At 47.8% G+C, this 24126-nt stretch carries 27 protein-coding genes; 16 read left to right on the plus strand and 11 right to left on the minus strand.

Features of this window, described 5'->3' with window-relative positions; genetic code table 11:
* Positions 1-237: 237 nt before the first annotated feature.
* On the minus strand, positions 238-894 hold the full coding sequence (locus ACLVWU_RS05035; protein ID WP_413577817.1) for an OmpA family protein: 657 nt from the start codon (positions 892-894) through the stop codon (positions 238-240).
* A 128-nt stretch (positions 895-1022) separates the two neighbouring features.
* Here ACLVWU_RS05035 and ACLVWU_RS05040 point away from each other — a divergent pair, with 128 nt between their 5' ends.
* Together ACLVWU_RS05040 and ACLVWU_RS05045 are read left to right on the plus strand one after the other, a co-directional pair.
* Positions 1023-1736, plus strand: coding sequence for an SIMPL domain-containing protein (locus ACLVWU_RS05040; RefSeq protein ID WP_413577819.1), 714 nt, complete (start codon positions 1023-1025; stop codon positions 1734-1736).
* Positions 1737-1837: 101 nt separating this feature from the next.
* On the plus strand, positions 1838-2602 hold the full coding sequence (locus tag ACLVWU_RS05045; protein ID WP_413577820.1) for a TerC family protein: 765 nt from the start codon (positions 1838-1840) through the stop codon (positions 2600-2602).
* Between the two features lie 34 nt (positions 2603-2636).
* On the opposite strand, the gene ACLVWU_RS05050 is transcribed toward ACLVWU_RS05045, so the two are convergent.
* Positions 2637-3281, minus strand: coding sequence for a Crp/Fnr family transcriptional regulator (locus ACLVWU_RS05050; protein WP_413577821.1), 645 nt, complete (start codon positions 3279-3281; stop codon positions 2637-2639).
* Between the two features lie 140 nt (positions 3282-3421).
* Between ACLVWU_RS05050 and ACLVWU_RS05055 the strand changes: the two genes are divergently transcribed.
* Positions 3422-4978 carry a methyl-accepting chemotaxis protein gene (locus tag ACLVWU_RS05055; protein WP_413577823.1) on the plus strand — a complete coding sequence of 519 codons (1557 nt, stop codon included), beginning with the start codon at positions 3422-3424 and terminating at the stop codon, positions 4976-4978.
* 50 nt (positions 4979-5028) lie between these two features.
* On the opposite strand, the gene ACLVWU_RS05060 is transcribed toward ACLVWU_RS05055, so the two are convergent.
* Genes ACLVWU_RS05060 through ACLVWU_RS05080 form a run of 5 tightly spaced genes read right to left on the minus strand, consistent with a single transcriptional unit; the run spans position 5029 to position 8883 of the window.
* A complete protein-coding gene (locus tag ACLVWU_RS05060) occupies positions 5029-5571 on the minus strand; it encodes a GyrI-like domain-containing protein (RefSeq protein WP_413577824.1) in 543 nt (180 codons plus the stop codon).
* A gap of 4 nt (positions 5572-5575) precedes the next feature.
* The gene (locus ACLVWU_RS05065; protein ID WP_413577826.1) at positions 5576-6124 is read right to left on the minus strand and encodes a thioredoxin family protein; all 549 of its coding nucleotides are present in this window, start codon (positions 6122-6124) and stop codon (positions 5576-5578) included.
* Entirely contained in the window at positions 6124-6879 is a 756-nt protein-coding gene (locus ACLVWU_RS05070; RefSeq protein WP_413577828.1) for a biotin synthetase, read from the minus strand. Before ACLVWU_RS05070 ends, ACLVWU_RS05065 begins: the two co-directional genes overlap by 1 nt.
* The gene (nadC, locus tag ACLVWU_RS05075; RefSeq protein ID WP_413577830.1) at positions 6879-7703 is read right to left on the minus strand and encodes a carboxylating nicotinate-nucleotide diphosphorylase; all 825 of its coding nucleotides are present in this window, start codon (positions 7701-7703) and stop codon (positions 6879-6881) included. Before nadC ends, ACLVWU_RS05070 begins: the two co-directional genes overlap by 1 nt.
* A gap of 52 nt (positions 7704-7755) precedes the next feature.
* Positions 7756-8883, minus strand: a complete 1128-nt coding sequence (locus tag ACLVWU_RS05080) for a response regulator (protein WP_413577832.1) — start codon at positions 8881-8883, stop codon at positions 7756-7758.
* 48 nt (positions 8884-8931) lie between these two features.
* Here ACLVWU_RS05080 and lptG point away from each other — a divergent pair, with 48 nt between their 5' ends.
* Genes lptG through rpe form a run of 4 tightly spaced genes read left to right on the plus strand, consistent with a single transcriptional unit; the run spans position 8932 to position 12218 of the window.
* Positions 8932-10011 carry an LPS export ABC transporter permease LptG gene (lptG, locus tag ACLVWU_RS05085; RefSeq protein WP_413577833.1) on the plus strand — a complete coding sequence of 360 codons (1080 nt, stop codon included), beginning with the start codon at positions 8932-8934 and terminating at the stop codon, positions 10009-10011.
* Positions 10012-10038: 27 nt separating this feature from the next.
* Positions 10039-10653 carry a peptide deformylase gene (def, locus tag ACLVWU_RS05090; protein WP_413577835.1) on the plus strand — a complete coding sequence of 205 codons (615 nt, stop codon included), beginning with the start codon at positions 10039-10041 and terminating at the stop codon, positions 10651-10653.
* Positions 10646-11590 (plus strand): methionyl-tRNA formyltransferase, encoded by a 945-nt coding sequence (gene fmt, locus ACLVWU_RS05095; protein WP_413577836.1) that lies wholly within the window; start codon positions 10646-10648, stop codon positions 11588-11590. The genes def and fmt overlap by 8 nt, the downstream gene beginning before the upstream one ends.
* A 1-nt stretch (position 11591) precedes the next feature.
* Entirely contained in the window at positions 11592-12218 is a 627-nt protein-coding gene (gene rpe, locus ACLVWU_RS05100; RefSeq protein WP_413578766.1) for a ribulose-phosphate 3-epimerase, read from the plus strand.
* A gap of 90 nt (positions 12219-12308) precedes the next feature.
* On the opposite strand, the gene ACLVWU_RS05105 is transcribed toward rpe, so the two are convergent.
* Both ACLVWU_RS05105 and ACLVWU_RS05110 read right to left on the minus strand, forming a co-directional pair.
* Entirely contained in the window at positions 12309-13052 is a 744-nt protein-coding gene (locus ACLVWU_RS05105) for a substrate-binding periplasmic protein (protein WP_413577838.1), read from the minus strand.
* A 112-nt stretch (positions 13053-13164) separates the two neighbouring features.
* Entirely contained in the window at positions 13165-14325 is a 1161-nt protein-coding gene (locus ACLVWU_RS05110) for an FAD-dependent oxidoreductase (protein ID WP_413577839.1), read from the minus strand.
* 128 nt (positions 14326-14453) lie between these two features.
* On the opposite strand from ACLVWU_RS05110, the gene ACLVWU_RS05115 reads away from it, so the two are divergent.
* Positions 14454-15017, plus strand: a complete 564-nt coding sequence (locus ACLVWU_RS05115; protein WP_413577841.1) for a TetR/AcrR family transcriptional regulator — start codon at positions 14454-14456, stop codon at positions 15015-15017.
* Positions 15018-15027: 10 nt separating this feature from the next.
* On the opposite strand, the gene ACLVWU_RS05120 is transcribed toward ACLVWU_RS05115, so the two are convergent.
* Positions 15028-15537: an NUDIX domain-containing protein gene (locus ACLVWU_RS05120; RefSeq protein ID WP_413577843.1), complete on the minus strand. Its 510-nt coding sequence runs from the start codon at positions 15535-15537 to the stop codon at positions 15028-15030.
* 85 nt (positions 15538-15622) lie between these two features.
* Between ACLVWU_RS05120 and ACLVWU_RS05125 the strand changes: the two genes are divergently transcribed.
* The 4 genes from ACLVWU_RS05125 to ACLVWU_RS05140 all read left to right on the plus strand — a co-directional run bounded on the left by ACLVWU_RS05125 (position 15623) and on the right by ACLVWU_RS05140 (position 18839).
* The gene (locus tag ACLVWU_RS05125; protein WP_413577845.1) at positions 15623-16168 is read left to right on the plus strand and encodes an outer membrane beta-barrel protein; all 546 of its coding nucleotides are present in this window, start codon (positions 15623-15625) and stop codon (positions 16166-16168) included.
* Positions 16169-16400: 232 nt separating this feature from the next.
* Entirely contained in the window at positions 16401-17942 is a 1542-nt protein-coding gene (gene hutH, locus ACLVWU_RS05130) for a histidine ammonia-lyase (RefSeq protein WP_413577846.1), read from the plus strand.
* An 18-nt stretch (positions 17943-17960) separates the two neighbouring features.
* Positions 17961-18299 carry a hypothetical protein gene (locus ACLVWU_RS05135; RefSeq protein ID WP_413577847.1) on the plus strand — a complete coding sequence of 113 codons (339 nt, stop codon included), beginning with the start codon at positions 17961-17963 and terminating at the stop codon, positions 18297-18299.
* Positions 18300-18368: 69 nt separating this feature from the next.
* On the plus strand, positions 18369-18839 hold the full coding sequence (locus ACLVWU_RS05140) for a hypothetical protein (protein WP_413577848.1): 471 nt from the start codon (positions 18369-18371) through the stop codon (positions 18837-18839).
* Positions 18840-18848: 9 nt separating this feature from the next.
* Here the strand turns inward: ACLVWU_RS05140 and ACLVWU_RS05145 are convergent, their stop codons facing one another.
* Complete coding sequence (locus ACLVWU_RS05145) at positions 18849-19409, minus strand: tRNA-uridine aminocarboxypropyltransferase (RefSeq protein ID WP_413577849.1); 561 nt, start codon at positions 19407-19409, stop codon at positions 18849-18851.
* A gap of 128 nt (positions 19410-19537) precedes the next feature.
* Here ACLVWU_RS05145 and hutU point away from each other — a divergent pair, with 128 nt between their 5' ends.
* The 4 genes from hutU to ACLVWU_RS05165 all read left to right on the plus strand — a co-directional run bounded on the left by hutU (position 19538) and on the right by ACLVWU_RS05165 (position 24029).
* Positions 19538-21184 (plus strand): urocanate hydratase, encoded by a 1647-nt coding sequence (gene hutU / locus ACLVWU_RS05150; RefSeq protein WP_413577850.1) that lies wholly within the window; start codon positions 19538-19540, stop codon positions 21182-21184.
* Between the two features lie 205 nt (positions 21185-21389).
* Positions 21390-22376 carry an ABC transporter substrate-binding protein gene (locus ACLVWU_RS05155; protein ID WP_413577852.1) on the plus strand — a complete coding sequence of 329 codons (987 nt, stop codon included), beginning with the start codon at positions 21390-21392 and terminating at the stop codon, positions 22374-22376.
* Between the two features lie 13 nt (positions 22377-22389).
* A complete protein-coding gene (locus ACLVWU_RS05160) occupies positions 22390-23217 on the plus strand; it encodes an ABC transporter permease (protein ID WP_413577854.1) in 828 nt (275 codons plus the stop codon).
* Entirely contained in the window at positions 23217-24029 is an 813-nt protein-coding gene (locus tag ACLVWU_RS05165; protein WP_413577855.1) for an ABC transporter ATP-binding protein, read from the plus strand. Before ACLVWU_RS05160 ends, ACLVWU_RS05165 begins: the two co-directional genes overlap by 1 nt.
* The last annotated feature ends 97 nt before the right edge of the window (positions 24030-24126 follow it).

The following is a 24126-nucleotide window of genomic DNA, read 5'->3' on the forward strand; positions in this document are numbered from 1 at the left end:
AGATCGCGCCAATCTGGACAAGCGAATAGGACACGTCGCGGTTTTTCGGGGACATACCACCTCCTAACCACAACATCATTATATTAGAGCTGTGGAAAAAACCCGGATGATGACGGTCATCTTTACTCCCGATTATTCGCATTTCAGAGTGTTTGTTATTGTATAGACTCACAGAAATAAAAATCCCACCCGTTTTTAGTCGGGTGGGATCTGAGTAAATTAAAATTTGATTGGACCTTAGTGATTGCTGGCTTGCTTAGGTACTTTGGAAGCATCCACAGTCACTTCAATCTCAACACGGCGGTTTTTAGAACGAGCCGCTGCTGTTTTTGCTGCATCAACTGGATCAGCTGCGCCCATACCAACTGAAGAAATTGTATCCGCAGGTACACCACCCAAGATCAATTGCGCGCGAACTGCTTCAGCGCGATCTTTGGAAAGTGGGTTGTTTTTCATCGCTGAACCCGTGTCATCAGTGTAGCCACGGATAGTAAGTACGTTTTCTGGGTACTTCTTCATGATCTGAGCCAATTGCGCAATGTTAGATTGAGCCGCTGGTTTCAAGTTGGATTTACCAGTGTCGAACAAGATGTCAGACTTAAGTTTCGTGATCAAACCCTGCTCTGTTCTTTTTGTTTCAGCAATTGCAGCAAGTTCTTTGGCTTGTTTATCCATACGGTGACCGATACCACCACCGATACCAGCTCCCAAAGCTGCACCAATAAGTGCGCCTTCGTTGCGGCGACCCGTTTGGTGACCGATAACTGCACCAGCGACAGCACCAATTGCCGCACCGATACCAGCACCTTTAGCTGCATTTGGATTTTCTTCAGTTGTTGCACAACCTGTTGCCATCAATGCTACAGCTGTTGCGATTAGAACTAGACGTTTCATAAATAGGACTCCTTCATTTACTTGTGAATAGACAAAGTTTGCCAAGGCGCACGATATTCGTCAATCCCTCTGGAGCTCATATATGTTTTGTTTTATTCTGAGAGGCATTAAAGCGAAGGAGCGTTAAAATGAACAAGCTATTAGGTTTTTTACTTATGTCTGTCACACTCTGGGGCGGTATGGCCCAAGGAGCAGAACGTATGATCGTGGTCAGTGGCTCTTCCGAAAAAGGCTTGGATCCAAACATGGTCAGCATGACTGTGGAAATTTGGAGTAAAGCGCAAACTGCCAAGCAGGCGCAAACTTTGGCGGCCAATCAGTTTAAAGACGTCAAAAAAGTTTTTGAAGAATTTAAAATCAAAAAAGAGGACATCCAAACTGACAACTACAGTTTGAACCCTGAGTACGTGTATGACCAAAAGGCGCAGGCTAACAAGATGGTTGGCTTCCGTGTCGTACAATCACTTATGGTAACACTGCACAAAGTGGACGATGCAGGGCGTTTCTTGGATGCGTTGGTCACAGAGAAGCAAACTAAAGAGAGCGGCGTGAACGTGAACTCCATCAACTGGGATTCTGATAAGCGTCAACAAGCGGAAACAGCAGCTTTGGCAGATGCAGTCCGTGCTGCAAAAGTAAAAGCGGAAGAGATTGCAAAAGCCGCAGGCGTTAAAATCAAAGGTGTTTCCAGAATCAGTCACGGAACCCATACAGGGCAGCCGCCCATTCCGGTAATGCGTAATTTCGCCATGAAAGCCATGGCAGACTCTGCTCCGACGGAGCTTAGTGCCGGCCAAATTAAAGTCCGCGTTGAAGTAACGGCTGAGTACGAAATCAATTAACAAATTTGAACTCTCTGGAAGCGCCACGTGAGAGGATTTCAGTAGTCAAAATGTTGAGGCTCCTTTAGTTTCTCTTAAGACACTAAAGGAGTGCTGTTCAAATGATCGAAATGCTATCGAATCCGCAAATCTGGATCGCGTTTTTCACACTATTCGCCTTGGAACTTGTTCTGGGGATCGACAACGTAATTTTCATCTCAATCTTGGCCGGCAAGCTTCCAAAAGAGCAGCAGGATAAAGCCCGCGTCACTGGTTTGGCCTTGGCGGTCATCACGCGCGTTATCTTATTGTTCTCGCTAAGCTGGATTATCGGCTTAACTGAACCTCTGTTTGCAGTGTTCGGGCAGGAGATTTCTGGCCGCGATTTGATTCTGTTGTTGGGTGGTCTGTTCTTGATCGTGAAAAGTACGATGGAGATCAATCACAAACTGGAAGGCGTGGAAGGCAGTCATTCCAATCACGTAGCGCATTCGTTTGGTTCTGTGATTTTCCAGATCCTGTTGTTGGACGTGGTGTTCTCGTTGGATTCCGTGATCACAGCAGTTGGTATGGTGAGTGAGATCGGTGTGATGATCGCAGCCGTTGTGATTTCTGCGATCGTGATGATCGTGTCTGCAAAATCCATCAGCAACTTCGTGGATTCCCATCCGTCACTTAAGATTTTGGCGCTAAGCTTCCTATTGATGATCGGTTTCACTTTGATCGTTGAAGCCCTTGAGGTGCACATTCCAAAAGGTTATGTGTACTTTGCGATGGCGTTCTCGGTGGGTGTTGAGATGTTGAACATCAAAATGCGTAAGCAGAAACCTAAGCAGCCAGTGAAGCTGCGTGAGCGATTTGCTGATGAAGATCAGGTAAAAAAATAGTTATCTGGAAAAGGCCTCATTAAGAGGCCTTTTTTTATTGCGGCAGAAGTTGAATACCAAGCGGGGATTTTTTAACCCGCTTCTTTTTTTCCAATGAAGTCAGCGTGCGAATCACTGTTTCAATCGTCAGGTTTGCCCACAGCGAGATCTCTTTGCGGGTCAGGCGGCAGTAGCCATCGGCATCCAAAAATTGTTCAACAGTTCGTGTGACTTTTTCAGCAGCACTTTTTGATTGCAGGATCACGATGCGTTCGTAACTGTCCAGTCCGCGGGAGCAGGCGTTCTGCAGAAACAAAATGGAAAGCTGTGGATCTACCGCTAGTAGTTCGCGAACAGTTTTCACCGGAAAGCAACAAAGGCGGGCTTTGCCCTCGGCGATAAATTCATAATCTGTGGGTTGGTCCGAAACGATGTTGGTTAGCGGAAAAATATTGCTCGCAGTGAAAGTGGATACCAGATTTTCCCGGCCCTCAAGATCGCGCTCGATAGTGTTGATCTTGCCTTCGGCCACACAATAAATGTTTAAAGGCAGGCAGCCCTGGCTGATGATGCATCCCTGGGTGTTTACGTTCTGAATTGTTTTTGTCTTTAACAAAGAAGTCACAGTCGTGTCTTTGATCTTCAACTTCTTATCCAGAAGGAAGCAATTTTGGCATTGTTTGTTCGAAGAGTGCATCATAAAGCCGAGTCCCTATCATAAGGAAATTTCACATCGTATGATTTGCATCATATTCGCCAAAGATACAAATCATTCTCCCGCCCCAGTGCTTCGCCTCAATAATTAATTCACGGTGAAAAGTATTTCGATGAGGGGGAGAAATGAAGTGGTTTGGCCGACGAGGTTTGAAATTTAAATTTCTTTCCTCCGTTTTTGTTGCTTGTTTGATTTGTTCCGCAGGTGCTTTAGTCACCTGTCTTTATTTTAGCGAAGTGCAGTTCAGATCAGGCTTGGTCGAGAAGGCGCGCACTATCCACTCCCGGTTGAATGCGGCTTCCCGCTACGTTGCAAACCAAGGGGGACTGGCAACAATGGTAGAGCGTTACACTAAGCTCTATAGTGATTCCAAGGAACTCACTAAAAAAGATATCGATATCATTCTGCAGCAGGTACCTATTTATGCGGGGATGAAGATCGGTGCAGCAGACTCTGAAAAGGAACACTATCGCTTTCGCGTGTTTTCGGATGAACCCCGTGATGAAAAAAATTCTGCGACCCAGGTGGAGATGGCGATCTTCAGAAAATTCGAAGCGAACCCCGCGCTTGAAGAATACGTGATCAATAATGAAAGCCAAGTGAGTGTCTACCGTCCAGTGCGTTTACGCGAAGAATACGGCTGCCTGGTTTGTCATGGGGATCCCAAAACCAGTCCGTGGAGTAACGGTCGGGATATTCTAGGGTATCCGATGGAGAACTGGAAAGACGGCAAGCTTCACGGCGTGTTCGCAGTAAGTAGTATGGTGAAGGAAGCCCATGCCGCTGAATTGGCAAAAGGCGAGTCTTCGCCCATTGGCTTCATGACGCTTTTTGTGCTGATGGGAAGTGCGGTAGCGATGACCATTGCGATCTTCATTATTCGCCGTCCGATCAATGAGCTTCAGGAAATTTCCAAGATCTTAAAAGAATCTGGAGACCATGTGGATTCAGCGTCCCAACAAATTGCCCAGTCTTCGGGTTCGCTTTCAAAAGCCTCGACGATTCAAGCCTCGTCACTGGAGGAAACCGTGGCCACGATGGAAGAGATGTCTTCAATGGTGAAGTCCAATTCAGAAAGTGCCCGTGAAGCTTCGACTTTGGCGCAAGCGACAAAAGGCATTGCAGAAAATGGTGGGCAACAGATTCAAGAGTTGGTGAAGTCGATGGCGGCAATTTCTGGTGATTCCAAGCGAGTCGTAGAAATCACTTCGGTCATTGATGATATTGCCTTTCAAACAAACTTGCTGGCGTTGAATGCCGCCGTCGAAGCCGCACGCGCAGGCGAGCAGGGGAAAGGCTTTGCCGTGGTGGCTGAAGCTGTGCGCGGGCTCGCACAACGAAGCGGCGAGGCGGCCAAAGACATCGCTTCGTTAATCAACGAAAGTGCTGCGCGTATCGGAACCGGAGAGGCGCAGGCCAAACAAGGTGGTTCAGTCTTCGGAGAGATTCTGCAATCTGTTCACAGAGTAGCAGAGTTGAACTCGAATATCGCCCAAGCCAGCGAAGAGCAAAGCCGCGGAGTAAATCAAATCGGTCAAGCCATGAATCAGTTGGATCAAACCACTCAGGAAAATGCCGCTGTGTCTGAAGAAACCGCAGCTTCGGCTGAAGAGCTTTCGGTGCAGTCCACAAGAATGAAAGACTCAGTCACGTCGCTAGAAAAAGTAGTCTTCGGTTCCTAAAGGTACGGACTTACTTGGGTATAAAAAAGCCTCCGTCTGGAGGCTTTTTTCTATTTGGCTTTCACCGGGAACAGGTACGTTGTCGTCATCGCAGACTTTTCTGTGATGGAATGGATCTCGTAGATCTCGATAGCGGCATCAGTTTGTTTCAAGTCTTTTTGTTGAAGGTAGGCTTCAACACGTGGGTACACTTTCAAAGGCCCGATGCCTGGCGAGCCAGTGAACACAGCTTGCACATAAGCACGCGCTGGGATTTCGCCCTCTTTCATTTCTTCTGGTGCGCCTTCAGGCATTTTATCGATCAGGCAACCCACTTTAGCGCGAAGACGTGCTTCTTCAACTTGGCGAGGATCATCCAGGTATTCACCGAAAGTGCGTTGGCAAACCGTTCCTTTGCTAGCCATGAACTTTTCAACCTTTTCGATCACTTTATTCACTTTGTGATAAGGACCGACGTGCTCGATATAGATTGTTTTAAATGGACCTTGTTGAACTTCTGAAATCTCGACACCCTTGAACGCACCCAGGTAAGTGGCAACGTAAGCGCCGAAAGAGACAACCATCACGAATACGAAAACTAACATATACTTCATTGTTCTACTTCCATTTAATTGAACAACCCATAGAGGCTGTTTGTTCTTCAGAAACTTTTTGATTTTTCAATAGTGTTTGCACGGCATTGTAAAGCTCACGCTCGGTCACTTTGCTGGCATCTTTCCAGGAGTTGTCCAAACGCCCGCGATAAGACAATTTCAAGGCGCCATCATAGACAAAGAAATCGGGAGTGCAAACTGCGCCAAAGGCTTTTGCCACATCCTGGGTCTCGTCCACCAGATATGTGAAAGAATAGTTTTTTTCTTTCCAGCGTTTTGCCAAGGCCTCGAAAGAATCCTCGGGATGATCCTTGGGATCATTCGAGCAAATACCTACAACATTGACGCCGTCTTTCTTAAGATCAGCACCCAACGCAATCAAGCGTTCTTCAACGGCTTGAACGTAAGGGCAGTGTGCACAGATAAACATCACCACCAAAGGCTTCCCATTGGAAAAATCCTTTAGCGAATAAGTCTTCCCATCCACGGCAGGAAGTTTAAATTCCGGCACCGCATTCCCCAAGTCAGGAAAAGGAGTAAAAGTAGTAGCCATTACAGTTCGCTCCAGTTGATTTTTTTAGCTCCCATATACAGGGAACCATCCGCTTCCATCGCTGTGTATTTTTCTTTAAGCAAAGGATGCAAATTCAAAGCATGCAACAAAGAAAGCTGATCAGTCGGGCTTAACGGTTGATCGCAGTGCGAAGCCGCATCGGAAAGTTCAAACACCAAACGATCTAAAAACGCTGTGTAGTCTTCACCCAATAGGGGCGCGCCTTCCGGAAGCGATTGCAAAATGCTAGTCGACGTATCAACCGCAGCCGGTGATGACGTGATATTGACACCCAAGCCGACAATAAATCGGGCTTCATCTGCTTGTGCGACAGTTTCTAATAAAATGCCCGCCACTTTTTTGTCACCGATATAAATGTCATTCGGTGCTTTCAAATTCCATTTCAAAAATGGCCAAGTCGTCGTGCACGCACGATACACCGCCAAACCCACCAGGCACGAAGCCGTTGGTTGTGGCATCATCGGCAATAGATAAGACCATGAACTCAATAATGAAGAACCTGGAGTCGCATCAGTCCACGTGTTCTTGCCACGACCGCGACCGGCTGTTTGATGATCGGTTACGAAAATACACAGAGATTCTTCCAAAAGATCTTCTTCAAACGCCAATTCTTTGGCAGTGGCGTTGGTGCTTTCCTGCTGAGCTTTGTATTCCACATGCAGGTGATTGTTGCGCGCCCATTTGGCGGTCACATCACCGATGCGAATTTCACTGACGGGATTCTCACTGGTCATTATTCCTCCCACGCGAAAATCAAGCTGACGTCAGCAACGGGTGCTGAATGTGTCAAAGCGCCGACAGATATAAAGCTGACGCCGATTTCTGCAACTGAACGTACACGCGCTAGGTTCATATTGCCGCTGGCTTCGGTGTGTACGCCTTCAGGGATAAGCTCCAAAGCCTGTTTCAGCATATCGTTATCCATGTTATCTAAAAGCAGGTGAGTGACATTCAGGCCTACTGCTTCTTTCACTTCCGCTAACGTGCGTGTTTCCACTTCCATCGGCAGATGACTGTGCTCGCGCACGCGGTTCACCGCATTGGTGATGCCACCCATAACCGAAATATGATTGTCTTTGATCAAGATGGCAGAGCTTAGGTTCATGCGATGATTCACACCACCACCATGAGCCACGGCTTTTTTCTCAAGCTCGCGATAGCCCGGAGTTGTTTTGCGGGTATCAAGGATTTTAGTTTTCGTGTGCTTCACTTGGTTCACGAAGCGGCGAGTGACAGTCGCGATACCCGACAAGTGGCCCAGGAAATTCAAAGCCACGCGCTCGGCTTTTAGGATTTGCACCAGGTCGCCTTCGATCGTGCAGATGATCTGACCATTCAGAATTTCGTCGCCCTCTTCAAAATGCCATTTCACGCGGCAGTTTGGTTCCAGCATTTGCATGGTTTGTTCAAACGGAGCAGCACCAGACAACACAATGTCTTCTTTGGCTTTCAAGCGTGCGCGGCCGATTTTAGGAGTTAATGCGAGAGATTCCGTCGTGACATCACCATGGGGCATGTCTTCCTTAATTGCGGCACGGATCAGATCAATAAGTGTCATAGGACCTCACATATAGGCGTACCTTGATGTGAGGTTCAGAGAGAAAAAGGTACTAGATAGATTTCTCGGTTTCGCGCATAAGCTTGTTCAGCTCTTCGCGAACGATGCGCTCTGCAATCTCGGGAAGGAGTTTCCAACAAACGGATTCGATCACTTCACGAGCTTCCTCACGAACAATCTTTTCCATCATTTCGCTGGACAAGTCCACCTTGGATTGGGTTTTGGGCTGAGCATTAGTGGCAGCAGGTTTTGTACCCGCAGCACTTGGTTGCGCTTTTGCTGTAGATGGCCCTTTATTAAGGGTTTCCATCATTTGATCTTTGACGGATTTTTCAACTTTACCCAAGAAAGAATCCTCTGGCGGTTTCGCTGGAGGTGCTTTCGCAGCCATCGGAGCCGGCGTTTCTGTCAAATCCGGTCCATTTTCGTCAAAGCTGATCTCCTCAAAGTTCCCAGAGACTTCGATATGCGCGTTTGAAAGATCCTCATCTTGAGGAATTACAAACTTAGACGCAAAGTCATCAGGTTCGTTTTGAGGAATATTTAATTTAAATTTTGTTAAATCCTGATGAGCCCAACCACCTTCATCCATTTCGTCTTCACCCCGAGGTGTCGTCAATGGAACGGAAGCGAACTCCTCGCCCGGAACATCAAGGCTCATAGCCTCGTCTTCACTGATTTCCGGGATCTCGTCCAACGAGCCCAATTCAGTGCCGCCATCGTGGTGCATTTGCGAAGATTCCTCTGCAGGCATTTCTTCGAATTCTGGCATTTCCGGGAAAGTAAGATATTGGCTGACCGGGTTTTCTGCGGTCTTTTTAACCAGCTTGTTCACCAAACCACGCAGGTGTTCTGCATCGAAAGGCTTTTCCAAGCGGTCGTCGGCTCGGGATTCAGAGACTTTGTTTTCGTCGATTTCCATGAACCCACTCCACATCAAAACGACGGGAATGTTGGTGGTTTCGGAATCGCTTTTCAGCTCAAGGCTGACGTCGTAGCCGTTTCTTTTTGTCAAAAGTACGTCTGCAAAAACAATGTCTGGCTTAAAGCTTTTGGCCACAGGTAAAACATCAAGACCCACTGGGACCGCTTTCACCTCGACGGCGAAGTCGGACAATGCCAGTTGCATTACCTTTTTGATTGTGGAACTCTCATCTGCAAGTAAGACGCGTAAAGCCATAATCAAAGTTAAATAGGATTTTGGACCTGAGTCAAGGAAACTCTAAGAATGAACAGAATTGATCGTTATACATCCTGGCTTTTCTTTGGCTACTTCCTGGGTGGCCTTTTGATTTTTCTAACTTTGTTCACGGCGGTCGACGCGATGTCGACGATTTCCCAATACAAAGGCGTCAACACTGCGACGATTTTTAGCTATTACCTCTATTCTTTTCCTGACATTATTTCGAAATTGCTTCCGGTTGCTTGTTTGTTGGGCACGATTTTGACTCTTACAAACTTGAATAAGAATAACGAACTCGTTGCGTTATTTTCAGCGGGGATGAGCCTTTTCCGTATCGCCACGCCGGTATTGCTATGGGTGGTGCTGATCTCTGCCGCAGGTTACGTGATGACCGACCGCTTGGTTCCGCGGGCCAACACACAGAAAAATTATATTTTCTATTATGATCTTAAAAAAGAGCCGCATCGTTTTTCGACGGTGAAGACCAACAAGATCTGGTACCGCACGAAAGACTCCATTTTTAATATCAAAACGTTAAGTGCCAAGGGCGATCGCGCCCAGGGCCTTACGATGTATTTCTTTAACGATGACTGGGATCTGGTGCAAATGATCACGGCCCACGATGTCGCGATCGAAGGCTCCAAGTGGTTGCTTGAAAAGGGCACGGTCACTTTGTTTACCAAGGATTCCAGTTTCCCACTGACCACGGATTTTAAAGACAAAAATATCGTGATGGCCGAGGATTCCAAAGACTTGCAAAGCGCCGGGCAGACGGCCGAGATGATGTCCCAAGGGGAGCTTAAGCACTTTATTCAAAAGAACAAAGACGCGGGACTTGATACCATTGCCTATGAAGTGGGCTATCAATCCAAAATGAGCTTTGCCTTTGCCGGGCTGGTTATGAGCCTTCTGGGGCTCCCATTTAGCGTGGGAAGAGCCCGCTCCGGGGGCACCATGTTGAACCTGGGTATCTGTCTGGGCTTGGTTTTCGCCTATTACGTGTTTTATTCGTCGGGGATTACTTTGGGGCAGCACGGGTCAGTACCTCCGGTGGTGGCGGCTTGGGCTCCGAATATCTTAATGGGCGGAATGGCCTTGGTCCTTCTCAAAAGGCTGAATCACTGATACAATAGGGGCCACTTTGGAGGCCCTATGATCATGAAAATCCTCACTTTCCCAGACCCGAGACTTCGCGAGGTTGCAGACCCTGTGAAGCCCTCCGAGTTCGGTACGCCGGAGCTTAAGCAGCTTCAAGAGGACATGATTGAGACCATGTACGATGCCCACGGCATCGGTTTGGCAGCACCTCAAGTCGGCGAACTTCGCCGCATGATCGTGATCGACACTCGCCCCAAAGACGACAAAGGTCGTCGCTATAAAGATCAGGAAATGACTGAATTGGAACAACAAGTGGAGCAGCCACTTGTATTGATCAATCCCGAAATCGTTAAAGGCGAAGGCAAAACAACTTTCGACGAAGGTTGTTTGTCAGTTCCAGGTTATTACGAAACAGTCGAGCGTTACGATTACATCGAAATGCGCGCGTATGATGTGAATGGCAAAGAGTTCGTCGTAAAAGCCGACGGCTTGCTGGCGATTTGCATGCAGCACGAATTGGATCACTTGGAAGGTACATTGTTTATCGACCACTTGAGCTTCGTAAAATCCAACAAGATCAAAAAACAAATTCAAAAACACGGCTATCCAACTAAAGAGCAATTGGAAAAAGCCCGCAGCAAAGAACTTGAAGGCGAAGAGCGTGAGTAAGGTCCGCGTCTGCTTTCTGGGGACTCCAGAATTTGCTGTAACATCTTTGAAAGCGCTTCTTGCAGATGAACATTTTGAAGTAGTTGGAGTTGTGACTCAGCCGGATCGTCCGGCGGGTCGCAAAATGCAACTGACACCAAGCCCGGTGAAGGTGCTGGCGCTTGAACACGGCTTAAAAGTTATCTCTCCTGAATCCCTAAAAAAAGATCCTGAAGCTGTCGCGGAAATTCGCTCCTGGGGAGCGGAAGTCGGCGTAGTGGTGGCCTTTGGGCAAATCCTGACGGAAGATTTCATGTCTTCATTCCGCTTTGGTTGTGTGAATGTGCATGGCTCTATTCTGCCGCGCTGGCGTGGGGCTGCTCCGATTCAACGTGCGATTGAATCTGGCGATGAAGAATCAGGCGTGGCTTTGCAAAAAATGGTTAAAAAACTGGATGCGGGGGATATCATTGGTATTCGTCGTGTGAAGATCACTCCCGAGATGCATGCGCTTCAGTTGCATGATGTGTTGGCTGATTTGGGTGCAGATTTGTTGCGAGTGGAATTGATGGACTATGTGCGCGGTAATCTGGCGCCAGTTCCTCAGGATGAATCGTTAGTTACGATTGCCCCTAAGATCGATAAGGCCGAATCACTGGTTGATTGGTCGAAGTCTGCAAAATCTATCGATGGAAAAGTTCGTGGCTTCGTTTATGGGCCGGGGACTTATACTTTGCTTGATGGGAAAAAATTGAAATTGCATGTGGTGCGTCCTTTGCCAGCTTCCGGTGCTGCGGCACCTGGGACGGTGACGGCGGTTGACTCTGATTCCTTCACCGTTGCGACGGGTGATGGCTTGTTGAAAGTTCTTGAAGTTCAGCCGGAATCCCGCAATCGTATGAAAGTGTCTGATTTTTTGAAGGGACACGCTTTAAAACCAGGAGATAAAATTGGCTAAAATGGTTGCCCCTTCTATTCTGTCAGCGGACTTTGCGAATCTTGAAAAAGAAGTCAAAGCCATTGCTGCTGCCGGAGCGGACTGGGCCCATGTGGATGTGATGGACGGGCACTTTGTTCCGAACCTGACTATCGGTATTCCTGTTGTTAAAGCCCTAAAAAAAGTTTCTCCGATTCCGCTGGATGTTCACTTGATGATCACCGAGCCGGAAAAATATATCGCTGAATTTATCAAAGCCGGTGCTGACTACGTGACGATTCACGTGGAAGCGACTCGCGATCCAGCTTCAGTTCTTCGTCAAATTACGGCGTTGGGTGCGAAGGCGGGGATCACTCTGCGTCCGGGCACATCGGTTGAATCAGTTATTCCATTATTAAATTTGTGTGACCTGGTTTTGGTAATGACGGTTGAGCCCGGCTTCGGCGGCCAATCCTTCATGCATGATCAAATCGCCAAAATCTCGCGCCTGCGCCACGAGATCATCAAGCAAAGCCTCAACTGCCTGATCGAAGTCGACGGCGGTATCAACGCTGAAACAGCAAAGCTCTGTCACGAAGCCGATGTGTTCGTGGCTGGCAGCTACGTTTTCAGTCAAGACTACTCAAAAGCCATCGCCTCTTTGAGGTAACAGTTCCCTTTTTGTACTGCGATGCGGAACCGCTGCGGTTCTGCGTGATGTTGAAGTGACTTTGGTGATTCTAGTGAATTTTATTTTGCATCAATCAATGTAAGAGCTGCCGTACTTTTTGAACAAAGCTTCAAGTTTCCCGGAACTTTTGATTTCGTCAATGGCTCGATCCAGATCCTTTTTTTTCACGCGACCCTGGCGGCTGATCGAGCAGAAGATCGGATATTCCTCCAGAAATAAAGTTTCTCGATTTTTCATGATCGTCGGATTTTCCAGACGGAAGTAGTCCAGGAATATCTGATCGGTGACGATATATTGGATGCGACCATTCAAAAGTTTTTTAAGGTTCGCATGCTCGCTGAAGCTGTCTTCGCGTTTGAGTTTTCCGGACTGAAAATAGGGATCCAACGTAGGATAGACGTATTGAAGCATCGCCCCGATAGTCTTTCCTTGTAAGCCACTGATTTTTTTTGGCAAGGGGGCTGGCCCAACTAGGATTTCTCGTTTCGTGAAAATCGTCTTGGAGTAGTCCATTGTGTCGGTGTTGTGGTCCCACTTGGGGCTAGTATAGCACAGGACATCCACCTGACCTTTTAACATATAGCCAACCAAACGGTAGCGAGTCACGATACTGTAGCTTGCCTTACGGCCCATGGCCTCTGCCAAGGCATTCACGTAGTCGACAACGAGTCCTTCCATTTTTCCGGGTTTTTCGAATACCAAGGGCGGAGCGAAGCCCGCAGGAACCGCGACTCTTATCTCGGATTTATCCGAGGCACGAGCTGAATGCGAAAAAGTCAGAACGATGAGAGCTATAAAAACGAGTGGCTTCATGAATGGACCTGCTTAGTAGATCCATGATCACGAATTGGCAGAGCGGTGGCAAGGGCAAAGGCGCAGTCCTGTCTTGTGATCACAACTGCAGCCAACGTGGTAATTTTTTTGTTTATGGGGCGGGAGTGATCGCTGAAGTTGGGTTCGCAAAAAAGTCAGCGAGACTCTGGGGCGCGTTGCTTCCGAAAAGTATTTTGTGCATACGCAGGGCTTCCTTCGCTTCCGCAGAGCTGCGGGGGAAGAGCTCTTTTTCATATTGCTCCAAAGCCGATTCAATTTTTCCAGGATTGGCGATGATGGCTTTGGCCAGTTCTGCACCGTCGAACATTGCAAGGTTTGCTCCCTCGCCAGATGGAATCATCAAATGGGCGGCGTCCCCTAAGAGTGTGATGCCGGGAGTGCGTTCCCATTTCACGTCGGTAGATAGTGTGTGCAAGGGCCGTGCGACTGGTTTGGTTTCGCCATGTGTGATGAGGGTTTTTAATTCTGGCGCCCAGTCTTTAAATTCGGCAGCAATTTGCTGAAGGGCCGTTTCTGCATTGTTAAAATCAATGGCTGCAAACCATTCAAGAGGTTTGCTTAAGGCGACATAGGTGTGCAGAACTCCGTTGGGTTCGCGATGGGCAAGGATGCCTTTGCCGGGTGCGGTTGAAAATAGCGAACCTCCACCCACGGCTTTTGCGCTTTCTTGATAGGTCACATCGGCTTCGTGCAGGTAGGTTTCAATAAAAGTTGTGCCGGTGTAAACGGGTTTCTCAGAGCATAAAACAGAGCGAACTTTGGACCAGGCTCCATCGGCTCCCACTAGTAGATCTGTTGTGATGGACGTGCCGTTAGCGAATGTCACCTGGTGTTTACCGCCTCCTAAAGAAGTGACTTCCGTGGTCTTGTGTCCCCAGCGAATGGAGTCGGCGGGGAGGGATTCAAGAAGAATACGGCGAAGTTCGCCGCGCTTAACTTCGGGTCGGCCGCCGGTGCCGTCGTCAGGTTCGTTCACCAGGATTTTTCCATCGGGAGTCAGCACGCGAGTCGCCTGGGCTCCGGGCATAATCAATTCCAAAAATTTGTCGTAGAGGCCGGCATCTTTTAAAGCAATCTGCCCGTTGTGTTCATGGATATCCAGCATGCCGCCTTGCGAGCGTGCCGTTGGCGAAGCTTCCGCTTCAAAAATAGTGGCGTGAATCCCGTGGAGGTGGAGGACGCGAGCTAGCGTTAAGCCACCCAGACCTGCCCCAATAATGGTGATAGAAGTGTGTTCTGTTTTTTGAGTCATAGGAGATCTCCTTTGATGTCTTTAAGGATAAATGGTCGTTATGTATTTTTATAGTGAATAAAATATTTAAGTGACTATAATAATTGCAAAGGCGTTTAAACAGAACTGAGCGCCGGAGGTGTCTGACTTTGGGACTGAGAGAAGAAAAAAAGAAAGAAACTCGGAAAGCCATTTCCGATATGGCGACCAAGCTTTTCATCGAGCGGGGCTATCACAACGTCACCACCGCGGAAATCGCAGAAAAGGCCAAAGTCTCTGTGCCGACACTGTTCAATTATTTCCCCACTAAAGAGTCTTTGGTATTTGATGATGATGCGGAACAAGAGCAGCAGCTGGTGGATTCCGTTTTACTGCGTAAAAAGGGCCAATCCATCCACGAGGCCTTGCTTCTGGCAGGTATCGGTCATTTGGACTCTATCAAGGACCACGAAAGCAAAAGCTTCAAAGTTTTCATGGGTTTGATCGAAAGCACGCCGGAGTTGAACCTCTACTCAAAGCAAATGTGGCTGCGCCATGAAAAAGCCCTGGCCGACGCCATTCGTAAAGAATCCAAAAGTAAATTGAGTGCTATCGAAGCAGGGGCATTGGCGCGATTTGCCTTGGATGCCTATCACCGCTCTATGGCCGCTGCGAACCCCAAAGCAGCATTGCGATCGCTATTTGATCTTATTAAATCAGGTTGGGACGGGTAGGACGGCAGTGTTATAGCGGTAAATCCCTGCGAGGAATTTTGCCGTCTTCCAAATAAACCATGACGTAATTTTCCGTGACCGCTTTCAAGGCACTTTGCAGTCGTCGTGAAACCGACGGAACCAGCATAGAGTATGCAATATCCATATCCACGAATTTGTAGTCTCTGGTGTTTTTCAACGAAACAGAAATATTCTGCGCTTGGTGTTCGCTTAAATCGACAGAGCCGAACAGAAAACTTAAATACTCGCCTTTAATATCTTTGTTCGGAATGTAATCAATCGCCAAGACATGAGTCGGGGTGATGATGATCCCGAGGTTTTCCTTCACTTCGCGAATGAGTCCTTCCATAGGGGATTCTTCGGCTTCAACGGTGCCTCCTGGCAATATCCACCCGGCGGAGTAATTGGGCTGAACAAGCAGTGCTTGGTTTTTGTAGAATACCAGTGCTCCCGTGCTAATTCGTTTCCCGGGCAGTGATTCATAATATTCTTTGTCGTCTCTAAAGGCGGGTCTAGCCACTCGGGTCTCCTTGACCTTGAACTCAGGTGATTCCAGAATTGTAGAGCAAGTATTTTGAATTTTGGTGTTACAAAAAGGAGAAGTTATGAAAAAAATGTGGCTGGTATTGGCACTTTTAGTTGGATTCTCGGCAACTGCGAAAGCAGACATTCTGATCGAGCCGTATTTGGGTTACGAAATGGGTAGTCACACAGACTTGGATCCGACTGCAAAGACTGAATTGGTTAATATGGGAGCACGCTTGGCGTACAAAACTCCAGTGATGTTGTGGTTGGGTTTGGATTACAACTTGGGCGTAAGTGGTAAATATAAACCAGACGGTCAATCTGACATGGATGCAAAACGCAATACTCTATATGCTGTTGCAGGTGTTGACTTGCCAATCTTGCTAAGAGGTTGGGTGGGTTACGGTGTAATGGATGAAATTAAAATGGATGGCACAGACAATCCAAAAATCAAAGGTAAACCAGTGAAAATCGGTATTGGTACGACATTGCTTCCGTTCATCTCTTTGAACGTTGAGTATATTATGGAAAATATCGACAAAGTAGAAACCGATTCAGGTGATCTTGATCCTAAAGGTAAAATGGACTCCTGGATGCTTTCAGTTTCCTTGCCTCTTCAGTTCTAATTTAAAATCTCAAATTCTTGAGTCTAAAGCCGGCCCCCAAAGCCGGCTTTTTTTATTCCCAAAACTCACAAAATCTACGCGCCGCGTTCGCAAAAACCGGCAGGCACTTTTCCGATTTCCGGTGGTGGGGGCGGGATGCGGTGCGTTTCGGACGGCTACGCCGTGCCTTTTTGGGGGGCGTTGGGCTAGGATCGGGTCCTTGTTTTTATGACTGAAATTAGGAGTTCCCGCCATGCAACTGACTGGTGAAAATATCACGATCGAAAATCTGTACAAAGCTGCTCACACCCCATCCATGAAAGTGGAGTTGGCGGATTCAGCGCGCGCTGAAATGAAAAAGTCCCGCGACTATATCGAGGGTCGTATTGCCAGTGGCGAAGTGATGTACGGCGTGAACACTGGTTTCGGTGCTTTTTCTTCGGTCAGAATTTCTGACGAGCAAATCGAACAACTGCAAAGAAATCTGATTCGCTCCCACTCTATGGGGATTGGTGCTCCGTTCACTAAAACTGAAACACGCGCGATGATGATCCTGCGTGCAAATGCTTTGGCTAAAGGCCACAGCGGTATTCGCCCAACAGTGGTTGATAAAATTTTGGAATTTTTGAACAACGACATCATCCCGGTTGTTCCTTCTCAAGGTTCCGTGGGGGCTTCAGGTGACTTGGCTCCGCTTTCTCACTTGGCACTGACAATCATCGGTGAAGGCGAGGCGTGGGGGGCTGATGGCAACCCAGTTCATGTAAAAGAACTGCTGGAAAAAAAGAATATTAAAGCCCTTGAATTGAAAGCCAAAGAAGGTCTTTCAATGATCAACGGTTGTCAGGTGATGACTTCCATTGGTTTGCTTTCCTTGTGGGAGGCGCGTCGCTTGATGTGGATGGCGGACTTGGCTGGGGCAATGTCCCTTGAAGGTTTGCGTGGTTCCAGAAAACCATTTGATCCATTGATTCAGGCAAGCCGCCCGCATGCGGGTGAAGGCAAAACCGGTCGCAATCTAATTAAACTTATGGGTGCTTCCAGCGAGATCGGTGATTCCCACTTGCACGAACACCAGGATCATCGTGTGCAGGATGCGTACTCTCTGCGTTGTATGCCGGCTGTTCACGGTGCCGCGAAAGACGGTATTCGTTACGCGGTGAAAGTTTTGGAAACGGAAGCGAACTCTTCCACAGACAATCCGTTGGTATTTGCTGACGCGAACAAAGTTCTATCCTGCGGTAACTTCCACGGGATGCCGGTAGCGCACGCAATGGATTTCGCGGGGATCGTTGTCTCTTCACAAGCGAGTATCTCTGAGTGCCGTATTTCCAAAATGATTTCCACACAGATGAGTGATCTTCCACCGTTCTTGACACCAAATGGTGGTTTGAACTCTGGGCACATGATCGTACAAGTTGCAGCGGCGTCTTTGGTGAGTGAAAACAAAGTCCTGGCTCACCCAGCGTCCGTGGATTCAATTCCAACGTCGGCTGAAAAAGAAGACCATGTTTCCATGGGAACTATTGCAGCAAGAAAATTTGCACAAATCCTAAGAAACGCCGAGCATGTGATAGCAATGGAATTGCTATCGGGCGCGCAAGCCATCGACTTGCTGGCTCCACTAAAACCAGGGGCCGCAGTGAAAGCTGTGCACGATCACATCAGAAAAACAGTTCCGTTTGCAAAAGAAGACCGCATCTTTAACAAAGACGTCGAAGCCATCAAAGCCATGATGGTGTCTGGCGAACTGATGTCGGTCGTAGAAAAAACGGTAGGCGAACTCGAGTGGTAATCTAACCAGGAGATTTTTGTGAAAGCATTTTTGTTGGTTTGTTTTTTGGTGGTTCCGGCTTTTGGTAAGACGATTTGGGTTACGGGGACGGGGAGCGCTTCCGGTTCTTGTAAGGGCGGGGATAATTTCTGTCCGCGCAATATCGAGGATCGTGCGGAGCGAGCTGCGGAAAGCAATGCGCGTTCTACTTGTTACATCAAGCAAGGCACGCCTTATGGATTGCCTTCTTGTTCTACTCACTGTTCGCCGGGATATATTTCCCCGGGACAAACTGCTTGGGTAAGCTGCAATGCCAATTGCCGCCTGAATTGTGATGTGAAAGATAACAACGTTTTCGGTGACGAGGCAGAGTACTAACTGATTTCCTAATTGAAATGTGATTCCTGTAGAGTCTCCCGTAATATTAAAATTCACACGGGAGACTTTATGAGCAAAATGATAGCTATAATCGTAACCGCCATCGTCGTTTTAGGAACATCCTTCGCTCAAGCAAAAGCCAAAACCTGCCTGATCTCAAAAAGCGGCGAAGCCACTATAAAATCCCTGACAACTGGAAAAACAGAAAAAGCCCGCACTGTTGCAGCCACTTTGGAAGATGCCACAACTGAAAATGGCGAGCTTGTTCCAGAAAGACTGGCCATAAAGGCGAAGTCAAAAACCATGAGATACAGCACGATCGCAATTCGGTTCGATGATATGGAGCCTGGAACTTATGTCGTTGAATGCGATGGCGGCACGGCCAAACTTACTCACTCGGCAAATGGCTATACCTTAAATTCGGAATCTCTATATGGCGCGATCAAAGGTAATACTGGTTGCGGTGGTGAGGAGCCGGATTCAGAGGGGATTATTGTTCTTAAAAATCTGATCCTTGAAGAAAAAGCCTGCGCGAAATAGGTGTAAATATTAAAGTACGCCTCGGCCTTGCAGAGTAGCTTCAAGTTTTGCCCGGTATAATTTCATCATAGATTCTTTAACAGTATCACCCTCGATAACACCCAAAGCAGCAGCAATGGCCTGAAGAGTGGCCATACCTTCTGCCGTCGTTTCAGCACGCATGTGATACGCCGACGTGTTCGCATCCTTAATCATCACTCGCGGCACACCCGCCAGTTCATGATGACGATAGTGAACTTTACTAGCCTGGCGCCAGTTCCCATCAGGCACAATCAATTGAATCGGGCGAGGATCTGCCGCAACAAACTCCGCATTCAACTCCAGCGCATCTTCCGAAGGATAGAATAAAACCGTGCGGTATTCAGGAACCAACAGATCACTTAAGTCCAAAGATTTACCTTCGACTCCACGAATACGCATTTCACTGTTCGTCAAAGCCGTCACCGCCAAGCGGCCCGTGTTGGTCGTGCGTTTTAGCTCTTTGGCGTGAACCACCAGGCACAGGCGGGTTTTCAGAGTTAATTTGGGAATGAACGCGCAGACGCAGCGGCTTTTATTTAAAAAGCACACGGGACAGGGGTCTTTTGTCTTTCTTTTGCGTTCCAGAACCATGGGGGCCACTATTGATGCATAGCGCTTAATTGTCAATAAAGGTCGTCTTTGTTAGGTTCTAGCTCTTGAAAATCAAAGGAGAGCACATGTCTCGCGTCGTAAAAGCACCAACAGGTAACAAAATGGTTTGTAAAGGCTGGCTCCAAGAAGCTGCCTACCGCATGATCCAAAACAATTTGGATCCATCGATCGCAGAACATCCTGAAAATCTTGTCGTATACGGTGGTATCGGCAAAGCTGCTCGTAATTGGGAGTGCTTCGATAAAATCCTGGAAGCTCTTAAAGAACTGGAAAATGACGAAACTCTTTTGGTTCAATCCGGAAAACCTATTGGTATTTTGAAAACTCACGAAGATGCGCCACGCGTGTTGTTGGCGAACTCGAACCTTGTTCCTAAGTGGGCTACTTGGGAGGTATTCAATGAACTGGATAAAAAAGGTTTGATGATGTACGGCCAGATGACCGCTGGTTCGTGGATCTATATCGGAACTCAAGGCATCATCCAGGGGACTTACGAATCTTTCGTCGAAGCGGGCCGCCAGTACTTCAACGGAGACCTGAAAGGTCGCGTGATCCTAACAGCAGGCTTGGGCGGCATGGGTGGAGCACAACCTTTAGCAGGTGTGTTCGCCGGCGCGTGCGTTCTTGCAGTTGAAATTGATCCAACTCGTATCCAAAAACGTCTTGAAACAAAATACATCGATGAAGTCGCAACAGACATCGACGATGCGATTGCTCGTATCAAAAAATACACAGCAGCGGGCGAAGCGAAATCCATCGCGCTACTTGGAAACATGGCGACAGTCATTCACCAATTTATCGACAAAGGTTTCACTCCGGATCTATTGACGGATCAAACTTCAGCGCATGACCCGTTGGTGGGCTATATCCCTGAAGGTTACACAGTCGAAACCGCAAAAACTTTCCGTGAAAAAGATCAAACAGCGTACCTAAAAGCCGCATATGACTCTATGGCAAAACACGTGCGTGGCATGCTTGCGATGAAAGACAAAGGTGCTGTGACTTTCGATTACGGTAACAACCTTCGCGCACGCGCTCTTGAAGCGGGTGTAACAAACGCATTTGATTACCCAGGATTCGTTCCAGCCTTCATCCGTCCGTTGTTCTGTAAAGGTTCTGGTCCGTTCCGTTGGGTGGCACTATCTGGTGATCCAGCTGACATCAAAGTGACTGACGATGCGATGAGAAAACTATTCCCGCACAAAAAAGATCTTCTGCGTTGGTTGGATATGGCTGAAGAGCGTATCGCCTTCCAAGGTCTTCCAGCGCGTATTTGCTGGCTTGAATACGGCGAGCGCGCAAAAGCAGGCGCTATGCTGAATCAACTTGTGGCTGAAGGAAAAGTAAAAGCTCCGATCGTAATCGGTCGTGATCATTTGGATTGCGGATCTGTGGCGTCCCCGAATCGCGAAACAGAAGCGATGAAGGATGGTTCTGATGCAGTCAGTGACTGGGCATTGCTAAACGCCATGGTGAACACTGCTTGTGGTGCTACGTGGGTCAGCTTGCATCACGGTGGTGGTGTAGGGATGGGTTACAGTCAGCACGCAGGACAAGTTATCGTTGCTGATGGAACTGAAAAAGCGGCGAAACGCCTTGAAAGAGTGTTAACTGCCGATCCAGCAATGGGTGTATTTAGACACTTGGATGCAGGCTATGAGCTGGCAAAACAAGTCGCGCAAGAGCGCGGTGTGAACAGCTGTTGGTTGTAATACATTAGTACTTTATCCCGTTGTTTTGTTATTTAGTTTACTGGCCGAAGTTAAAAAACTTCGGCCTTTTTTCTCACATTCATATTGTCTCTGCTTGATAAATTCATTCTCAGACAAATGCTGTTTAATCTCAGTAAAAACAAATTTGCTTTCTTGTGCCATCGGGCAGACCATTAGGTGTTGGTCGTAACCCTGGAGGTCAGAAATGCTATCTCACAAGTGGATCTTAAGTGCCATTCTTTCATTAGCACCTTTAACTTTCGTACAAGCGCAAACAAAAAAAGCACCAGATGTGGTGCGAGTCGGGAACTTAAAATTCGCCCATTATGGAGCGATTAGTTACCTTCCTGAAAATTGCGGTAAATATAATTTAAAAGTCACCGAACGTATCTTTGCCAAAGGCATCGATATTATGCCAGCGATTATCGCTGGTGAAATCGATGTAGCGGCGAGTGCCGCTGACGCCGCCATCGCAGGTAGATCTGGCGGAGTACCTATCTACGCAGTAGCAGGATTCGCGGAAGGCGGCGCCCGTATCGTGGTTCGCCCTGAACTGGGGATAAAATCCATCAAAGACTTCAAAGGTAAAAAAGTCGGTGTGGCCCGCGGTGGTGCTCAAGAGTTGCTGCTACTGGCAGAGCTTGCGAAAAACAATCTGACCTGGTCGGACAAAAAAGGCAAAGACGTGCAGATCGTGTACATGGCCTTTGCCGATCTAAATCAAGCCCTGCAGGCCAAGCAAATCGACGCCATGGCACAAAGTGAGCCGCAATCCTCGCAAGCTATCAACAAAGGCTGGGGTGTTGAGTTGATGAAACCCTACGACACACCAATGGGCATGCCGATTCGTACCTTGGTCATGACCGAAAAAATGTATAACGAGAAGAAAGATGTCGCTGAAAGATTTATGAAGTGTTTCGTCGAAACGACAAAGCTGTTCATGGATAAGCCCGAGATCGCAGAAAAATTCGTGGTGGAAAAAGTCTTTAAAGGACAAATCACTCCCCAAGACTTTAAGGATGCCATCGGGAACTCTCCATATGCATATCACCTAACAGTTGAACACATTCAAATCACCACAGACTTTATGCAAAAGTACGGTGTAGGTCGCATGGAAAAAGTTCCGAAAGCGGCTGACTGGGTGAAAATCGATCTTTTGAACGATGCCAAGAAGTCCTTGGGCGTACAGTAAGATAGGAGCTTGAATGGCGAAGGCAAAGGTTGAACTGAGTACTCGCATAAAAGGAATTTGGGTGCCACTCCTGGTTGTGGCCGTGTGGGAGGCCGTGGTGCGATTGGGTTGGGTGAACCCTCAGGTTCTACCAGCACCGTCTGCGGTGATCACTCGTTGGTATCAATATCTTATGCCGATGGAGCCCTTTGATCCGCAAGGTACCATGTCCAAGGCGGAATGGATTTTTTCAGGCGAACTGATTCATGATATGTGGGCCAGCTTTTATCGCGTGCTTATGGGGTGCTTGATCGGTGGTGTTTTGGCATTGCCGTTGGGACTTGTCATGGGGGCCAGTCAAAAAGTTTATGACTATATGAATCCCTTGGTGCAAGTGCTGCGACCAATTCCACCGATTGCCTACATTCCCTTGGCCATTTTGTGGTTTGGTTTGGGAAATCCACCGGCGGTATTCTTGATTGCGTTGGGAGCTTTCTTTCCCATCCTGATGAATACCATTGTCGGAGTGCGAGCTGTGGATTCGATCTACATTCGCGCTGCTCGCAACATGGGTGCTGGATCCTTTCTGATGTTTAGAAAAATCATCGTGCCGGCAGCGATGCCCTACATCCTAAGTGGAGTACGCATCGGTATCGGTACTGGGTTTATTTGTATGATCGTGGCAGAAATGATCGCGGTGAACAGTGGTTTGGGTTACCGCATCCTGGAGGCCCGCGAATACTTCTGGTCAGATAAAATTATCGCCGGGATGTTTTCGATCGGTCTGCTAGGACTTGCGATCGACACTGTTGTGGATAAGTTAAACAATCACCTGCTGCGCTGGCATCGAGGTCTTGAATAATGGCTGAAACTCAAACACAAATTAAAATTCAGGGCGTTGATAAGATATTCCAAGGCGGAGACGAGGGTAAAGACGTCATCGCTCTTAAAGGTATTAATCTGGAAATTCCTCGTGGACAGTTCTTGTGCCTGTTGGGGCCTTCGGGCTGCGGGAAGAGCACTCTCCTAAACGCTATTGCAGGCTTTTCCCTGCCTACAAATGGTCAGGTGCTGGTTGAAGAGAAAAAGATCTTTGAACCCGGCCCGGATCGCGGCATGGTTTTTCAGGAATACGCTTTGTTCCCGTGGATGTCAGTCGAAGACAATATCACGTTCGGTCTGCGCATCAAAAAAACTGTTCCTGAAGACAAGATCCAAGCGACTTTAAATTCACTATTAGAAAAATTGAAACTCACAGAGTTCCGGCAGCGCTTTCCCAAAGATCTTTCAGGCGGCATGCGCCAGCGCGTGGCGATTGCCCGTGTGTTAGCCCTGGATCCACCGATCATGCTGATGGATGAACCATTTGGAGCTTTGGATGCGTTAACCCGCAGAAGTCTGCAAGATGAGTTGATCAAGCTGTGGCAGGAAACAAAAAAGACGGTGGTCTTTGTTACTCATAGTATGGAAGAAGCCATTTATCTGGCCGACCGAATTGTGGTGATGACTTATCGCCCGGGGACTGTAAAAAAAGATCTGATGGTGGATTTGTCTCGTCCAAGAAACCCTGCCGCCAACGATTTCAATGCGCTTAAACGCGAAATCAGCGACATGGTCATGGCCGAACAAAACCGCTTCCAAGACGCGCAACTTCGCGGCTCAACCGGTGACTAAAAGCAGTTTCCCGTTTTAAATTCGCTAAAGAAGTTGGAGCGGGTCCGTCGGTTACCAGACGTTCACAGCTGAGAACGCGAATTCGCTGATCGTAGGT

Source organism: Bdellovibrio sp. HCB290 (assembly GCF_047305925.1).
Lineage (GTDB): Bacteria > Bdellovibrionota > Bdellovibrionia > Bdellovibrionales > Bdellovibrionaceae > Bdellovibrio.

Excerpts from the sequence above, each read along its gene's own strand:
- ACLVWU_RS05060 (WP_413577824.1), bottom strand. The coding sequence starts at position 5,571 with ATGAAGTATATGTTAGTTTTCGTATTCGTGATGGTTGTCTCTTTCGGC.
- hutU (WP_413577850.1), top strand. The coding sequence starts at position 19,538 with ATGTCTCGCGTCGTAAAAGCACCAACAGGTAACAAAATGGTTTGTAAA.
- lptG (WP_413577833.1), top strand. The coding sequence starts at position 8,932 with ATGAACAGAATTGATCGTTATACATCCTGGCTTTTCTTTGGCTACTTC.
- hutH (WP_413577846.1), top strand. The coding sequence starts at position 16,401 with ATGCAACTGACTGGTGAAAATATCACGATCGAAAATCTGTACAAAGCT.
- ACLVWU_RS05065 (WP_413577826.1), bottom strand. The coding sequence starts at position 6,124 with ATGGCTACTACTTTTACTCCTTTTCCTGACTTGGGGAATGCGGTGCCG.
- ACLVWU_RS05055 (WP_413577823.1), top strand. The coding sequence starts at position 3,422 with ATGAAGTGGTTTGGCCGACGAGGTTTGAAATTTAAATTTCTTTCCTCC.
- ACLVWU_RS05040 (WP_413577819.1), top strand. The coding sequence starts at position 1,023 with ATGAACAAGCTATTAGGTTTTTTACTTATGTCTGTCACACTCTGGGGC.
- ACLVWU_RS05140 (WP_413577848.1), top strand. The coding sequence starts at position 18,369 with ATGAGCAAAATGATAGCTATAATCGTAACCGCCATCGTCGTTTTAGGA.
- ACLVWU_RS05105 (WP_413577838.1), bottom strand. The coding sequence starts at position 13,052 with ATGAAGCCACTCGTTTTTATAGCTCTCATCGTTCTGACTTTTTCGCAT.
- ACLVWU_RS05035 (WP_413577817.1), bottom strand. The coding sequence starts at position 894 with ATGAAACGTCTAGTTCTAATCGCAACAGCTGTAGCATTGATGGCAACA.
- ACLVWU_RS05045 (WP_413577820.1), top strand. The coding sequence starts at position 1,838 with ATGATCGAAATGCTATCGAATCCGCAAATCTGGATCGCGTTTTTCACA.
- ACLVWU_RS05125 (WP_413577845.1), top strand. The coding sequence starts at position 15,623 with ATGAAAAAAATGTGGCTGGTATTGGCACTTTTAGTTGGATTCTCGGCA.
- ACLVWU_RS05110 (WP_413577839.1), bottom strand. The coding sequence starts at position 14,325 with ATGACTCAAAAAACAGAACACACTTCTATCACCATTATTGGGGCAGGT.
- ACLVWU_RS05070 (WP_413577828.1), bottom strand. The coding sequence starts at position 6,879 with ATGACCAGTGAGAATCCCGTCAGTGAAATTCGCATCGGTGATGTGACC.
- rpe (WP_413578766.1), top strand. The coding sequence starts at position 11,592 with ATGGTTGCCCCTTCTATTCTGTCAGCGGACTTTGCGAATCTTGAAAAA.
- ACLVWU_RS05165 (WP_413577855.1), top strand. The coding sequence starts at position 23,217 with ATGGCTGAAACTCAAACACAAATTAAAATTCAGGGCGTTGATAAGATA.
- ACLVWU_RS05050 (WP_413577821.1), bottom strand. The coding sequence starts at position 3,281 with ATGATGCACTCTTCGAACAAACAATGCCAAAATTGCTTCCTTCTGGAT.
- ACLVWU_RS05155 (WP_413577852.1), top strand. The coding sequence starts at position 21,390 with ATGCTATCTCACAAGTGGATCTTAAGTGCCATTCTTTCATTAGCACCT.
- def (WP_413577835.1), top strand. The coding sequence starts at position 10,039 with ATGATCATGAAAATCCTCACTTTCCCAGACCCGAGACTTCGCGAGGTT.
- ACLVWU_RS05160 (WP_413577854.1), top strand. The coding sequence starts at position 22,390 with ATGGCGAAGGCAAAGGTTGAACTGAGTACTCGCATAAAAGGAATTTGG.
- ACLVWU_RS05080 (WP_413577832.1), bottom strand. The coding sequence starts at position 8,883 with ATGGCTTTACGCGTCTTACTTGCAGATGAGAGTTCCACAATCAAAAAG.
- nadC (WP_413577830.1), bottom strand. The coding sequence starts at position 7,703 with ATGACACTTATTGATCTGATCCGTGCCGCAATTAAGGAAGACATGCCC.